This window comes from Streptomyces sp. MMS24-W38, assembly GCF_059889265.1.
Window position 1 is genome coordinate 4170161 of record NZ_JCBCPP010000001.1, and the last position, 13488, is coordinate 4183648.

The window sequence follows — 13488 nt, forward strand, 5'->3', positions numbered from 1 at the left end:
GATCGCATGATCACGGGCCGGGCGGGCCGGATCCGCCTGCCGGTCGGTCGGCGTCAGCCGACCGCGGCGGCGAACATGCCGGGCTCGTAGGAACCGCCCTTCAGATGCACGATCACGGCGAGCCGGTTGGCCGCGTTGATCAGCGCGACCAGGGCGACCAGCGCGGCTACCTGGTCGTCGTCGTAGTGCTTGCGCACCTGGGCCCAGGTCTCGTCGGACACCCCCTGGTGGGCGTCGGCGAGCCGGGTGCCCTCCTCGGCGAGGGCCAGCGCGGCCCGCTCGGCGTCGGTGAACACGGTGGACTCGCGCCAGGCGGCGACCAGGTGGAGCCGGACCGCGCTCTCACCGGCGGCCGCCGCCTCCTTGGTGTGCATGTCGACGCAGTGACCGCAGCCGTTGATCTGGCTGGCGCGCAGTGACACCAGCTCCTGCGTGGACTTCGGCAGCGGCGACTGCTGGACCACCAGAGCGGCGCCGGCGAACCGCTTGGCGAACTTAAGGGAGATCTCGTTGTCGAACATGTTGAAACGGGCGTCCATGACGTCGTCCTCACTCGTGTTCGTGGTGGTGCACTGGACGAACACGAGACGCCGGCGCCCCGCTCCCTGTGACAGGTCGGCCGTGTGACACGCGCCATGGCTCATGGATGTCACACATCCGCGAGGGCCGGTGTCCGGCGCGCGGGACGCCGTCGGGATCAGCCCGTCTCGCGGGCCAGGACGCGGCGGGCCGCCTCGGCTTCCGCCGCCGCCGGGGACAGCTCGTCGAGGGAGTCGAGCTCGGTGTCGCTCTCCAGCTCCCGCTCCCAGGCCGCCGCGAGCTGTTCCTGCTCCTCGCGCGGTTTGGCGCTGACGGCTTCCCGGTGGTCCGGGTCCAGAGCCGTCAGGAATCGTCCGACCGTGTCCGTGGACATGCCGTGCTCCTTGTCGCTGGGAAGGTAGCTGGGAAGGCCGCCGGGAAGCAGGCCGCTCCCAGCACCAGCATGGCCAGCCGCTCCGCAGACGGCGACCCGAGACGGAGACAAGTGGAGTGGCAGAGTGGAAGACCGACCCCCGGCTTCACGGAGACAGAACCGAACATGCGCCTCCTGCTCATACGCCACGGCCAGACCCCTTCCAACCTCAAGCACCTGCTGGACACGGCAGAACCCGGCCCCGGGCTGACCCCGCTGGGACAGGAGCAGGCGGCCGCCCTCCCGGACGCGCTGGCGGAGGAGAGGATCGACGCCCTCTACGCCTCCACCCTGCTGCGCACCCAGCTCACCGCGGCACCGCTGGCCACCCGGACGGGACTGGAGGTCCGGGTGCGCGACGGCATCCGGGAGCTGTCCGCCGGCGACCTGGAGATGCGAGGGGACGCCGAGGCCGCCGAGACCTACCTGACCACGGCCTTCGCCTGGTCGGCCGGGGACACCGAACTCCGGATGCCGGGCGGCGAGAACGGGGTGGAGGCCCTGGGGCGGTACGACGCCGTCGTGGAGGAGGCCGCGGCCACCGGGGCCGGGACCGTGGCCATGGTCAGCCACGGCGCCGCGATCCGCATGTGGGTGGCGGCCCGGGCGGAGAACGTCGACGTCGACTTCGCCTCCGCGCACGCGCTGCGGAACACCGGAGTCGTCATCCTCTCCGGTGCCCCCGGCGAAGGCTGGTGGGCGCACCGCTGGGAAGAGCACTCCATCGGTCCCGAGGACAGCGGCCCGGACGCCAGCGGTCCCGCGGGGGAAGCCGTCGAGGACGCCCAGGGTTAGCCGACCGGGCGCACGCTCGGGTATCGCCGCCGCCGGGCGCGCGGTGCCCCCCCGCCACTCCAGGACCGCCACCTCGCGCCCGAAGACGGCGGCGAGGTGGCCCGGTCGACGGCGACCGCCGTGCCGGGCAGCGATCCGGCCGCCCCGCGCCGAGAGCGAATCCCGGGTGCACGCAGGGGTGCCCGGACGCTACGCTGCGGCCATGGAGTGTTGTGCCGCCTGGCGTACCCGCCGCTGAGGGCCCTGCTCACCGCCGATCCGACCGCGATCGGCAGGGAGCGGGCCGACCGATGCCTTCTCTTCTCCCGGGCATCCCCCGGTATCCCCGGGCATCTCCGGGTATCAAGCCCTCAGCCCCGAAAGGCACACTCCCATGCGCATCCGCGCGTTCCTTCACGGCGACTTGACGCCACTCACCGAACTGACCATCGAGACGTTCCGGCCGTTCTACGAGGACTCCTTCCGCCCCTTGGTGGGCGAGGTCGTCTTCGCCAACCAACACGGCGACTACCGCGAGCAGGTCGTCGAACTCCACGCACCCGAACGGCACGCGTACGTCGCGGTCGCCGAGACCGAGGACGGCATCACGGGCTACGTGGCCTGGACCGTCGACCCGGCGCGCAGGAACGGCAGTGTCACGCACCTCGCCGTGTCCGCCGAGCACCGCCGGCACCAGGTGGGCACCGCCCTGTGCGAGCACGCCTTCGAACAGATGCGGTCCCTCGGAGCCGAAGTGGTCGAGAGCGGCACCGGAGGAGACCCCTTCCACACACCCGCCAGAGCCCTGTACGAGAAACTCGGCTGCACCCCGCTCCCGGTGACCGTCTACTACCGGGAGCTCTGAACCGACCGCTCCGGGACGGGCGCCCCCACGCACCCGTCCCGGGCTCGGCCCGTGCCCGTCCAGTCCCACCTCTCTCGTCGGGCAGGGTGCCCGGTGCCTCGACCTCTACCGAACCCGGAGCAGTCACACCCGCTTTCGAGAAGCCATCCGAGTACAGGTGCTCATGTGTCTGATCACGCTTCGGTGTTGGATGGTCTCGTGCTCGATGAGCTACCGGGCCCCGGGGGGCGGGCCGAGTGACCCCGGGGTGGCCCGATCTCGATCGCTCTCCGCGACGGGGCGGACGTGGATCGTCACTGCCGGTGGTTAGAGTTCTCGGTGCGGCTTGGGATGTCCGGTTGTTCAAGAGGTATGGGGAGGGTGCTGTGTTACCGAGCGAGGGCGGTTCGGGTCCGGGTCTGTCGTCATGGGCGTCGGCCCCGTTCGGTCCGGCGGCGGGGGCGCTTTCCGCGCAGGCCGACCTGGCCGCCGAGTTGTCGTCGTTCACGGCGTTCCGCAAGCGCGTCGACGACCTCATCCGCGACTTGAAGGGCTCGGCGGCAGCTCCGGACGAGGTGGCCCAGGAGCAGCTCGTACGCCACCAGTTCGGCGGCGGAGACGGGGCATGGGCGGAGGCGGCCGGGCTGTTCACCGCGTACGAGACGGTGATCGGCGAACTGGAGACGCTGTCGAAGCTGCTGTCGGACTCCATGGAGGGCATGAACATCGCCGTGCTGGCCTCGCACAAGGGCTACCAGAACATCGACCTGGACGTCCGGGACCGTATGGCGGCGATCAGCGCGGAGACCACGGAGCACTACGGCGGCAGTTACGATCCCGGCCTCCTGCAGCAGGGCCCGGGCGTGGGTGGCCGGACGTCGGTGGGCGGCGACGCCGGAGGATCGATCTGATGCCGGAGAAGGGACCCGGTGGCGGAACGTCCTTCGAGGACATGAGCCACGAGCAGATGCTGGCGTGGCTGGATCAGGCGAACGCGGGGACGGTGCAGGCTGCCGCCGACCGGCTGATCGCCGCGGCCAAGGAGATCCACAAGATTGCTGAGGACCTGAAGGTCCGCCCGCAGTGGGTGGAATGGAAGGGCAAGGGCGCGGACGCTTTCCGCACCTGGAGCGGTGATCTGGCCAACTCCACGCTGCGCCTCGGCGACTTCAGCGAGCACGCGGCGAAGTGGCTGGCGGAGACCTCCGGAGCGATCGCCCAGGCGCAGGCGTCGATCCCACGTGACGCCGAGAGCGCACAGGCGAACCTGGACGCGGCGCGGGCGGCACGCAACGACCCGGACGCCGCAGCGGTGGGCGCCAAGTCCGCGAGCGAGCTCGAGGCGCTGGCGGCGAACAAGGAGAAGGTGCGCCAGCAGGCAGCGGCACAGATGCGGAAGCTGGGACAGACGTATGCGTGGTCGGCCACACAGCTGAACGCGCTGGAACGCCCGAAGTTCCCACCGCCGCCCAAGGCGTTCGTGCCGGATGGCAGCGACGAGTTTCACGGCGCCACGGCTGAGGCTCGTGCTGGTGGTTCCCCAGCAGGGACCTCGTCCTTTGGTGCTGTCTCCTCCGCAAACCCGGCGCACGCTCGAGAGGGTTCCTCCGGTGCTTCCGACCTGCGGCAGTCCTCAGGTGCGGCATCGTCTGAACGCCATGTACAGGTGGATGTGGAGCAGCCCACGCGGATGGGCATCGACTCCGTGGCCGCGCTACCCCACAGTCCGCCGTCTCCGACAACTGCGGCAGGCGACCTGTCCGGCCCGGAGCAGGTGAAGGGCGGTACGACTCCGCAGACCGGCTTGATCTCTTCCGTGTTCGGTAGAGGCGGAGGCGCTCCCGTCAACAACCAGGCAGGGCAGGGACGGGCACCAGGAGTTGGCCGTGCCCCCTTCCCACCTGGCCAGGGGTCCGTGTCGAATCCCGTGCGCATGCCGCCAGGTGCTGACGGCAGCAGCGGTATTGTCGGCGGCCGTTCCGTCGCACCCCCCGCGGGCAGGCCCACGGGGGCCATCCCGCGCGGTGTGGTCGTGGGCGGGGAGGGTGCGGACGCACCACGCGGCCCGGTGGGTCCGACCACAGGACCGACGAGTCCGGTCGGCCGTGCGATGGGGCAGCAGAGCCAGGTTCCCGGCCAACGACCCAGGGTCTCGAACCGGGGCGTCGTCGGCGGCCGTCCGTTGCCCCATGACGGTGCCGTCAGCGGCTTTCCGCAGCAGCCGGGGCGTGCGGGGACGGTGATGTCCGGTCCTGGCAGCCCAGGTGCCACAGCGAGTTCGGCCACGGCGGGCCGCGGCATCGTGGGCGGCACGCCCAGCGCGACGCGCCAGAGTGGTGGCCGTGGTGTCGGCGGAACGCGTGCCTCTCGGCCGGCGCCTTCGCCGAACGCGGGCAGCAGCCGCGGGCGCCCGCACGGCGCGGCGGAGGATGAGGAGACCCGGCGGCAGGGCGGCCTCCGCGCCGTACCGCCGGTCATCGACTGATGTGTCCAGGAACGAAAGAGAGCGAAGTCCATGCGTACCAGCAGCACTAGGCACAAGGGCCGCCGTGCCGCGGCTTCGGCGGTCCTCGGCCTGCTGCTGGTCACCGCCGCGGGCACGACGGCCCACGCGGAGTCGACGCGTGAGAAGCAGTGGTTCCTGGACGCGATGAAGGCCGAGCAGATGTGGCAGACCAGCACCGGCGAGGGTGTCACGGTCGCCGTCATCGACAGCGGTGTCGACCCGAACAATCCCGACCTGAAGGGACGCGTCCTGCCCGGCAAGGACCTCGCGCCGGACCAACCGGGCGATGAGCACACCGACTACGACGGCCATGGCACGGGCATGGCCGGCCTGATCGCGGGGACCGGCGCGTACGGCGGAGGCAACGGAGCCTTCGGACTCGCCCCCGGCGCGAAGATTCTCCCGATCCGGCTGCCCAAGGGCGGTACGGCTGCCAACATGGCGGAGGGAAACGCACGCTTCAACAAGGCTGTTGCCCCGGCGATCCGCTACGCCGCTGATACAGGCGCAAAGGCCATCAACATCTCCCAGGGTGTTACAGAAGATTCCCCACAGGTGACCGCAGCGGTCAAGTACGCACTCGACAAGGGATCCTTGATTTTCGCCGGCGTCGGAAACGACGGTGACAAGGCCAACGAGGTGATGTACCCCGCTGCCACTCCGGGAGTGGTCGGTGTAGCGGCGGTGGGCAAGGACCTGCGCAGGACCGCCGAGTCCGAGTACGGTCCGCAGGTCGACATGGCCGCTCCGGGGGAGGACATGGTGGCCGCCTGCGGGAGCGAGACCGGCCTCTGTCGGTCTCACGGCACCAGCGACGCCACCGCCCTCGCCTCGGCCAGCGCCGCTTTGATCTGGTCGGTGCATCCGGACTGGACCAACAACCAGGTCCTGCGCGTCATGCTCAACACCATCGGCGGCCCCACCGACGGCGCCAAGCGCAACGACTCCATCGGCTACGGCATCGTCCGCCCCCGCATCGCCCTGCAGAACCCCGGCGACCCGGGGCCCGCCGACGTCTACCCGCTCCCCGACCTCGCGGACGCCGAGCCGAAGTCTCCCTCCCCCCGGCCTTCTGGCACCCCCGGGGCAGGCGCTCCGGTCACGGATGAGGACACCGCCACGACGGACTCCGCGGTGTCCACGGACGACGGTACCCTCTGGACAACGCTGGGCATCGGTGCGGCCGTACTCCTCGCAGCGGCCATCGCGGTCGCCATCGTCGTCCGCAGGCGCCGGACACCGGCAGCCTCCCTCCCGACACCCGCCCCCGTCCCAGGCCAGTTCCCCTACCCGGCAGCGGGGTTCACGGCGCCTCCGCCTACTCCTCCGGAGGCGCCGGGCAGCGTCATCCGGCCCGGTCAAGGGCCTGGTCCCGTCTGAGTACAGCTACTCAGACGCAGTGGTGGCCGATACGGATGAGGCGCATGATGACGGGCCGTTACCGTTCGTCTCGACCACAACCACTGCGTTGCGGGCGCACATCCATATCCGCTCGGCAGCGAGTGACAGGAAACGGGAGGAACCGCGTATGGCGTGGGAGGAGTGGGAGCAGCTCAAGACCGCAGCGGCCGATCGGCAGTCCACGCAGATGCAGCTCAACCGGTTACCGGCCGACCAGGGCGGCACCAGCGGCAGCACGAATGGTGTTCATGGTCCTCCTTCCGGCGGGTTGAGGTCGGACAAGATCGTGTGGTCCAAGGCGGGGGAAGGCGTCGGTGACCTCCGGAAGAACATCGGCAAGGCGCTGACGAAGCTGGCGGACGGCCAGACGGGGCTCGACAAGGGGTCCGGGTGCCTGACCGTGGCGGCGCAGCAGGGCGTGTACGACTCGTGGGAGCGCCGGGCGAAGGACATCAGCGAGCTCTGCGACGGGCTCGCCGAAGTGCTGGAGAAGACGGGCAATGACCTGCTGAGGACCGACGAGGCCATCAAGGCCGAGATCGCCAGACTGACGGTCGGCTCCAGGGAAGCGTCCGGTGCCGACGGCAAGGGGCGGTGAGCCACGGCATGGACCTCAAGACGCTCAGGACACTCAAGCCGTCCGAGTACGCGGAGGCGGCGGACGGGTACCGGGCGGTGAGCGACATGGCTGATGCGGCCAGGGAGAGCATCGGTCAACAGATCACCAAGGCCATGCGGAAGGCCAACAAGGGGGAGGCCGCGGACGCGGCGCAGAAGCAGCTGAAGAAGCTTTCGGACAACTTCCACTACACCCAGGTCGAGTGCGGCCTGGTCAGCGGAGCCCTCAACGGCTTCTCATCCGAAATCGCCGCCCCCAGAGGCCGCCTGTTGGAGGCACTGGAGGATGCGGCAGCCCTGGAGTACCCCGTCAGCGCGAACGGCGACGTCACCTATCCCGCCGGCGGTAAGAACGAGCTGACCGGGGACAAGATTCCCGGCGGCACGGCCGTGGGCAACAACGGCATGCTGGTCCCCGGCAACAGGAGGCTCCACGGCCCTGACAGCAACGGGTTGTACACACCGGGTACGGGCACCAGTGACATCGACCCGCACCGCGGGAACCCACACTCGACGAAGGCCCGGGACATCGCCGACCGCATCGCCCACGCCCTGCGCGAGGCCGGGGAGATCGACGAGCGGTACAGCAGGGCGCTGAACAAGCTCAAAGCGGCACCGGGGCTGAAGGTCGACGCGAAGACCTGGGCCGACGCTGCCGCCGACACCAAGGCCGTGGGCACTGCCGCAGCGGAGTACCTGAAAGACGACATCCCCCTCGACAAGTCCCCTGCCGCTCGCAAGGACTGGTGGGACCACCTCACGCCGGAACAGCGGGATGAATACCTGGCGGTCTACCCGGACGTGATCGGAAACCTGGACGGCATCCCAGCCACGACACGGGACGAGGCGAACCGGGAGAACATCCAGCTCCTCATCGGAAAACTCTCGGAGCAGGATGACGAGAAATCGAAGACGATGTTGGGCGGGCTGAAGGGGATCCAAGAGAAGCTACAGGAAAGAAGTGTGCCTCCGATGTATCTCCTTGGCATCGGAGACGAAGGCAACGGGCGGGCGATCGTGTCCTACGGAAATCCCGACACCGCGGAGAACGTCTCGGCTTACGTCCCAGGGCTCGGAACGAAGCTGGACGGTGAATTCGCCGGCGGCACGATGAAGCGAGCCCAGGACACGGCCCTCGGTGCCAGCGAGGTCGACCCTCACAGCTCGACTGCGTCGATCGTCTGGCTCGGCTACGATGCGCCTCAGCTCTCTCCGACGGATCTCGCCGCCAACACAGACGTCATGTACAGGGATAATGCCGAGGCTGGCGCTCCTGCGTACAACAGCTTCATGGCAGGAATCTCGGCGACGAACGAGAATGCGGATCCGCACATTACGGCTATTGGGCACTCCTACGGCTCCCTCACCGTTGGTTTGTCCGCTCAAGAGAAGGGCGGCATCCCCGGAGCCGATGACATCATCCTTGTCGGCAGCCCTGGGACTGGCGCAAAGACCGCTGACGATCTGAACGTCGGCAAGGACCACGTGTTTGTCGGGGCCGCAGACAACGACATCGTCACTAAGCTTCCCAATCGCAACGAGGCCAGTGGCATGGGCGCCGGGGCTGCTGGTGGCGGATCGGCGGGATTGGTTTTGGGCCTGGGGATGGGCGGCCCCGTGGGAGGATTCGCCGGCGGTGCAGTCGGCGCGGTCGTGGGCGGCGTAGCAGGCTATATGGCTCAGGATCAACAGACCGACCCCAGTCAGATCTGGTTCGGGACCGACCCGGCAAACAAGGAGTTTGGGGCCACACGCTTCTTGGTCGACGATGGCCCTACTGTAGTCCAGGGCGGAGTTGACGCGCATTCGCAGTATTTCACCCCCGCAAAGGATCAGATGTCAGCCGACAATATTGCAAAAATCGTGGTTGGGAATTCCGATGAAATCAGCTTGGAACAGTCGCGATGAGGAGCGTCAGAACTGCAATTCTGGCAGGAGTTCTGCTTTTGGCGGGATGTGGCACTTCGGAGCCGTCGGACGAAGGGAAGCCGAAGATGGACATGCAGGAAGCGGCGGAACGCGCTGACAAGATCCTGGACGGGACGTTCGCTGCCATCGAGCCCGCCGTCCACTGGACCCACGGAAAATCAACCGAGGGCAGTTGTGACGTGTCACGGCGTCGCGTGGTGATGACCATCATCTCCCCGGAACGCAGAGGGAGTTTCCTCGGGGTGGTGGAACGCTATTGGAAATCCGAAGGGTATCGACAGCTCGGTGCCAACCAGAGCGCCAAGAGCCCTGCGACATATTTCGAGACACCCGATCAATTCCGTGTGCGCCTTCTCATCGGCGGCAATGGCCAAGCCTTCTTCGAGGTGGCCACACCGTGCGTCGCCAAGTCCTCGGTGTCGCCGCCGACAGCAGATACGGTCGGCCCCAATTATGTAGGAAAATCTATCCCGGACCCCAACGTCCGATCTGACTTCTGGTCGGCAACCAGCCCGATTTCCTCCACTTCACCAACGACACCGGCGAGCGAAGGTTGAACCGCAGCGACGCACATGCCGTCGACATCTCCGTGGCCATCACCACCGAGTCCGGACTCGCCGCCCCCGTGCTCCGGATCGTGCGCGAGGCGCTGGGATCCGGGTTCCACATGGTCGCAGTGGACCGGTTGCGGGGCGGGAGCAAGAAGGGGGTCTACCGCGTTCGGGTCGACGGACCGCGGGCAGCGAGTGTGATCGTCTACAGCTGGGCCGAGTCCGAGAACTTCTGGCCCGGTTCGGAAGACGCCGACGCGGCCCACCCGTTCGCCCCCGCCTCCGGGCTGGCCCCCTTCCTCGCCGCTCAGCGCAGGCTGGACCGCCTCGGAGTCCGGGTTCCCGGAGTGCTCCTGGCCGACGACAGCCGCCGACGGTACCCGGCGGACGTCGCGGTGGTCGAGGACGTGGCCGGTGGCACCCTCGAAGCGCTTCTGGCGACGGACCCCACCCGCGCAACAGACGCCTTGGGCGAGCTGGCCGCCATGCTCGACGTGATGCACCGGCAGCACAGCCGGCGGTACGGCAGGGTGGACGTGATCGAACGGGGCGACAAGGCGAGCGGTGCTTCGTGCGAGCAACTGGTCCTCGAGCGTGCCCTCGAGGATCTGGCGGACGCGGCGGGACGGGACCCCGGGATCGGGTCAGCCGCGCCCCCTCTGCACGACCGCCTCCAGGAGCTGGCCGCAGTCGTCCCGCCTCGGACGAGCCACGGACTGATCCACGGCGAACTCGGGCCCGACCACGTCCTGGTCGACGCCTCCGGACGCCCGGTCCTGATCGACATCGAGGGGCTGATGTTCTTCGACGTCGAGTGGGAGCACGTCTTCCTTCAGATCCGCTTCGGTGAGCGGTACCCGGCCTTGTCCCGCCCCGACCTGGATCCGGCACGGCTCGACCTCTACATGCTCGCCATGCGTCTCTCCCTGGTGGCCGGCCCCCTGCGCCTCCTCGACGGCGACTTCCCGCACCGGGCGGCGATGCGGGGGATCGCCGAGCACAACGCGAAGGAGGCGTTGGCCCTCCTGCCGTCGGCGTAACGAGCGGACGGTTCCCCACGGCCCGGGCCCGCGACCGGCGCAGGCCGGGAGGACGGCAGTCGGACCGTTCTTCCTGTCCATGGATGAGCGGCCCGCCACGGGTCCGCCCGGCCCTGAGCCGAAGTCAAGTCGACGGATGCGTCGAGAGGCCGGCGAGCAGGTCGTCGAGCGGGGCGGGTACGCGGTCGGGTTCGAGGGCCTCGACGAGGACGCGGCCGTAACGGACCTTGCGCCCCTTCTTCGTGCCGAGGAAGCGCCGCAGCTGCTGCTGCGGGGTGCGGCCCTGCTGCGCGGGTTGGCGCAGGAACGTCCGCAGGGCACGCAGGTCGCCCTCGGCCCGGACGACTTCCTCCACCCGTGCCACACCCAGCGCGCGGATCAGCTCGTCCTCCAGATCCGCCGCGCAGACGAAGAACCGCTGCGGCTGTGCCGACCCGGCCACCGCCGGCCCGGTCAGGGCACGGGCGTAGAAGGGACGTTCCCTCACGTCGCACAGTCCCGTGAGGCGCAGGCCCAGGCCGGGTGACGGCCCGAGAAGCCGGGCGAAGCGCCCGACGCTCATCGCACCGCCCATCGGCAGCACGCACACCCCTTCGCCCTCCAGGTCCCGCCCGCGCCGCTCAGCCAGTGCGTCGACGGCCGCGGCGTCGCTCGGCCCTTCGAGCAGGACGACCGCCCGGACGGACAACCGCGCCGCCAGCTCGCGCGCGGGCTCACCCGGTCCACCGGCGTCCCACGCGACGACTGCTTCCCGGAACGCCCCCATGTCGGCCATGCGAAGAGTCTCCGCCCTCTCCGGCCGGCACGGTACGGATTTTCTCCGTCGGGGCCTCGGCGGTCTTCTCCTCGGCTGGACGGGCGGCAGTATGAGGAGTCCGGCCGACGCACGGTGGGAGAACATGATGGAGGCGAACATGACCAACCAGTGGGTGAAGCTCGAACTGGACGTCGCAGCGTTTGACGCACCCCACTTCGAGACGTATGTGGCACGGTGCCGCGAGGACGGCATCCGCCTGACCACCCTCGCCGAACTGGGCGACACACCGGAACACCGTCGCGCGCTGTACGCACTGAACAAGGAGTGCTCCGCGGACATCCCCGAGCGCGGGGAGTTCTACACGTACGAGGAGTACGCCGAGCGCCGCTTCGGAGCCGCCGGCTACGACCCGCGTGGCATCGTGATCGCCCTGGACGGCGACGAGTGGATCGGCATGGCGGCCACGTCCCTCCAGGAGGGCTTCCTCTTCAACGAGATGACCGGCGTACGGGCCGGCCACCGGGGCCGCGGCATCTCGATCGCCATGAAGACCTTCGGGATGGCGTTCGTCAGGCAGTCCGGAGCGAGCACGGTCCGGACCTTCCACCACCCGGCCAACGCGAACGCGATAGCGATGAACCGCAGGATGGGCTACGTGGAAACGGGAACGGACACGGAGACGGATGGCTGAGCGCGGGCCGTCCCCGGCCGACCGGAGCCGCCGGCTGCCCTGTTGCCCGGTTTCCCCGGAGGGCGCACCTCCCCTCGGACGGAACCAGATGATCCGGACGGGTGTTCTTGACAGTGGAGACCCTGACCGGAGGAAAGGATGATCTTGAATACCGCAGGCAAGCCCTCGTCCCGGCGTGAAGTGCTCGCCCTGGGAGCCGGAGCAGCACTGGCCACAGCCTTACCTACGAGCGGAAACGCCCACGCGTCGACACCCGAGGGCGGCAGCGAGATCACGCGCCGGCTGAGAGAGCTCGAACAGCGGCACTCCGCCCGGCTGGGGGTCTACGCCCGCGACGCCGCCACCGGCCGGACGGTGCGGTACCGCGCGCACGAGCGTTTCCCCGTCTGCTCGCTCTTCAAGACACTGGCCGTCGCGGCCGTGCTGCGTGACCTCGACCGCGACGGGGAGTTCCTGGCCAGGCGCATCCGGTACACCGGGAAGGACGTCACGGACTCCGGCTACGCACCGGTCACCGGCAAGCCGGAGAACCTCGCCGACGGCATGACGGTCGCGGAACTGTGCGCCGCCACCATCTGCCACAGCGACAACGCCGCGGGAAACCTCCTGCTCCGGGAGCTGGGAGGACCCACCGCGATCACCCGGTTCTGCCGCTCGATCGGGGACAGGACGACACGGCTCGACCGGTGGGAGCCCGCACTGAACTCCGCCGAACCGTGGCGCACGACGGACACCACCACCCCGAGCGCCGTCGGACGGACCTACACCCGTCTGGTTCTCGGCACCGCGCTCACGGTCGGCGACCGCGAGCGGCTCACCGACTGGTTGCTCGCCAACACCACGGGCGGCGCGAAACTGCGCGCCGGCCTGCCCTCCGACTGGACCGTCGCCGACAAGACGGGGGGCGGGATGTACGGGGCCAACCACGACGTGGGCATCACGTGGCCCCCGGGCCGCTCACCCCTGGTCATGGCGGTCCTCACGACGAAACACGAGCCCGACGCCTCCCCCGACAACCCGCTGATCGCCGAAACCGCCACCCTCCTGGCGAGAGCGCTCACCTGACCCCTGGAACAGGTACCGACCTGTCAGCCCTGTGCACCGAGGCTCGGAGACGGTGAGGCTCGGAGACGGTGTGGGCCCGGTGCACTTCCACTCCACGGGCCACCGACGCCGGGCCCGGCAGGACATGTCAGTCCGAACGCGCCGCGTCGTCCGGAGTCAGGGCGACAACAGCCACCGTCGGGGGCGGGGGCGACGGTGTGTACGCATAGGCCACGGCGGACCCAGGCACGTTGTCTCGGGGCTCGGTTCTTGTCTTCCGCACCTTCGTGCCGTCCTGGCGCGCCGGTCCGAGGCGCACCCCGAGACGAGGAGCCTGTTCCAGTTCCTGCCGCAACGCTTCCAATCCCCGTTCGACTCCCC

General features: G+C 69.2%; 14 protein-coding genes. 11 read left to right on the forward strand and 3 right to left on the reverse strand.

Features of this window, described 5'->3' with window-relative positions:
- Nucleotides 1-53: 53 nt before the first annotated feature.
- Both AC6F7H_RS17950 and AC6F7H_RS17955 read right to left on the reverse strand, forming a co-directional pair.
- The gene (locus AC6F7H_RS17950) at nt 54-539 is read right to left on the reverse strand and encodes a carboxymuconolactone decarboxylase family protein (RefSeq protein ID WP_500757963.1); all 486 of its coding nucleotides are present in this window, start codon (nt 537-539) and stop codon (nt 54-56) included.
- A gap of 158 nt (nt 540-697) precedes the next feature.
- Entirely contained in the window at nt 698-913 is a 216-nt protein-coding gene (locus AC6F7H_RS17955; RefSeq protein ID WP_500757964.1) for a hypothetical protein, read from the reverse strand.
- 165 nt (nt 914-1078) lie between these two features.
- Here AC6F7H_RS17955 and AC6F7H_RS17960 point away from each other — a divergent pair, with 165 nt between their 5' ends.
- The 9 genes from AC6F7H_RS17960 to AC6F7H_RS18000 all read left to right on the forward strand — a co-directional run bounded on the left by AC6F7H_RS17960 (nt 1079) and on the right by AC6F7H_RS18000 (nt 10615).
- On the forward strand, nt 1079-1747 hold the full coding sequence (locus AC6F7H_RS17960) for a histidine phosphatase family protein (RefSeq protein WP_500757965.1): 669 nt from the start codon (nt 1079-1081) through the stop codon (nt 1745-1747).
- Nucleotides 1748-2120: 373 nt separating this feature from the next.
- The gene (locus tag AC6F7H_RS17965) at nt 2121-2591 is read left to right on the forward strand and encodes a GNAT family N-acetyltransferase (RefSeq protein WP_500757966.1); all 471 of its coding nucleotides are present in this window, start codon (nt 2121-2123) and stop codon (nt 2589-2591) included.
- 365 nt (nt 2592-2956) lie between these two features.
- Nucleotides 2957-3481 (forward strand): DUF2563 family protein, encoded by a 525-nt coding sequence (locus tag AC6F7H_RS17970; RefSeq protein WP_500757967.1) that lies wholly within the window; start codon nt 2957-2959, stop codon nt 3479-3481.
- On the forward strand, nt 3481-5055 hold the full coding sequence (locus AC6F7H_RS17975) for a translation initiation factor IF-2 (protein WP_500757968.1): 1575 nt from the start codon (nt 3481-3483) through the stop codon (nt 5053-5055). The genes AC6F7H_RS17970 and AC6F7H_RS17975 overlap by 1 nt, the downstream gene beginning before the upstream one ends.
- 30 nt (nt 5056-5085) lie before the next feature.
- Nucleotides 5086-6456: a type VII secretion-associated serine protease mycosin gene (mycP, locus tag AC6F7H_RS17980; protein WP_500757969.1), complete on the forward strand. Its 1371-nt coding sequence runs from the start codon at nt 5086-5088 to the stop codon at nt 6454-6456.
- 19 nt (nt 6457-6475) lie between these two features.
- Nucleotides 6476-7075: a hypothetical protein gene (locus AC6F7H_RS17985; RefSeq protein WP_500757970.1), complete on the forward strand. Its 600-nt coding sequence runs from the start codon at nt 6476-6478 to the stop codon at nt 7073-7075.
- Between the two features lie 8 nt (nt 7076-7083).
- Entirely contained in the window at nt 7084-9003 is a 1920-nt protein-coding gene (locus tag AC6F7H_RS17990; protein ID WP_500757971.1) for an alpha/beta hydrolase, read from the forward strand.
- An 86-nt stretch (nt 9004-9089) separates the two neighbouring features.
- On the forward strand, nt 9090-9581 hold the full coding sequence (locus AC6F7H_RS17995; protein ID WP_500757972.1) for a hypothetical protein: 492 nt from the start codon (nt 9090-9092) through the stop codon (nt 9579-9581).
- Between the two features lie 110 nt (nt 9582-9691).
- Nucleotides 9692-10615 (forward strand): phosphotransferase family protein, encoded by a 924-nt coding sequence (locus tag AC6F7H_RS18000; RefSeq protein ID WP_500761899.1) that lies wholly within the window; start codon nt 9692-9694, stop codon nt 10613-10615.
- Between the two features lie 124 nt (nt 10616-10739).
- Here AC6F7H_RS18000 and AC6F7H_RS18005 read toward each other — a convergent pair whose 3' ends face one another.
- Nucleotides 10740-11390 carry a TOPRIM nucleotidyl transferase/hydrolase domain-containing protein gene (locus tag AC6F7H_RS18005; protein WP_500757973.1) on the reverse strand — a complete coding sequence of 217 codons (651 nt, stop codon included), beginning with the start codon at nt 11388-11390 and terminating at the stop codon, nt 10740-10742.
- A gap of 139 nt (nt 11391-11529) precedes the next feature.
- Here AC6F7H_RS18005 and AC6F7H_RS18010 point away from each other — a divergent pair, with 139 nt between their 5' ends.
- On the forward strand, nt 11530-12063 hold the full coding sequence (locus tag AC6F7H_RS18010) for a GNAT family N-acetyltransferase (RefSeq protein ID WP_500757974.1): 534 nt from the start codon (nt 11530-11532) through the stop codon (nt 12061-12063).
- Nucleotides 12064-12201: 138 nt separating this feature from the next.
- Nucleotides 12202-13128, forward strand: coding sequence for a class A beta-lactamase (gene bla, locus AC6F7H_RS18015; protein WP_500757975.1), 927 nt, complete (start codon nt 12202-12204; stop codon nt 13126-13128).
- Nucleotides 13129-13488 lie beyond the last annotated feature (360 nt).

Excerpts from the sequence above, each read along its gene's own strand:
- AC6F7H_RS17950 (WP_500757963.1), bottom strand. The coding sequence starts at position 539 with ATGGACGCCCGTTTCAACATGTTCGACAACGAGATCTCCCTTAAGTTC.
- AC6F7H_RS17955 (WP_500757964.1), bottom strand. The coding sequence starts at position 913 with ATGTCCACGGACACGGTCGGACGATTCCTGACGGCTCTGGACCCGGAC.
- AC6F7H_RS17960 (WP_500757965.1), top strand. The coding sequence starts at position 1,079 with ATGCGCCTCCTGCTCATACGCCACGGCCAGACCCCTTCCAACCTCAAG.
- AC6F7H_RS17965 (WP_500757966.1), top strand. The coding sequence starts at position 2,121 with ATGCGCATCCGCGCGTTCCTTCACGGCGACTTGACGCCACTCACCGAA.
- AC6F7H_RS17975 (WP_500757968.1), top strand. The coding sequence starts at position 3,481 with ATGCCGGAGAAGGGACCCGGTGGCGGAACGTCCTTCGAGGACATGAGC.
- mycP (WP_500757969.1), top strand. The coding sequence starts at position 5,086 with ATGCGTACCAGCAGCACTAGGCACAAGGGCCGCCGTGCCGCGGCTTCG.
- AC6F7H_RS17990 (WP_500757971.1), top strand. The coding sequence starts at position 7,084 with ATGGACCTCAAGACGCTCAGGACACTCAAGCCGTCCGAGTACGCGGAG.
- AC6F7H_RS17995 (WP_500757972.1), top strand. The coding sequence starts at position 9,090 with ATGGACATGCAGGAAGCGGCGGAACGCGCTGACAAGATCCTGGACGGG.
- AC6F7H_RS18000 (WP_500761899.1), top strand. The coding sequence starts at position 9,692 with ATGGTCGCAGTGGACCGGTTGCGGGGCGGGAGCAAGAAGGGGGTCTAC.
- AC6F7H_RS18005 (WP_500757973.1), bottom strand. The coding sequence starts at position 11,390 with ATGGCCGACATGGGGGCGTTCCGGGAAGCAGTCGTCGCGTGGGACGCC.
- AC6F7H_RS18010 (WP_500757974.1), top strand. The coding sequence starts at position 11,530 with ATGACCAACCAGTGGGTGAAGCTCGAACTGGACGTCGCAGCGTTTGAC.
- bla (WP_500757975.1), top strand. The coding sequence starts at position 12,202 with ATGATCTTGAATACCGCAGGCAAGCCCTCGTCCCGGCGTGAAGTGCTC.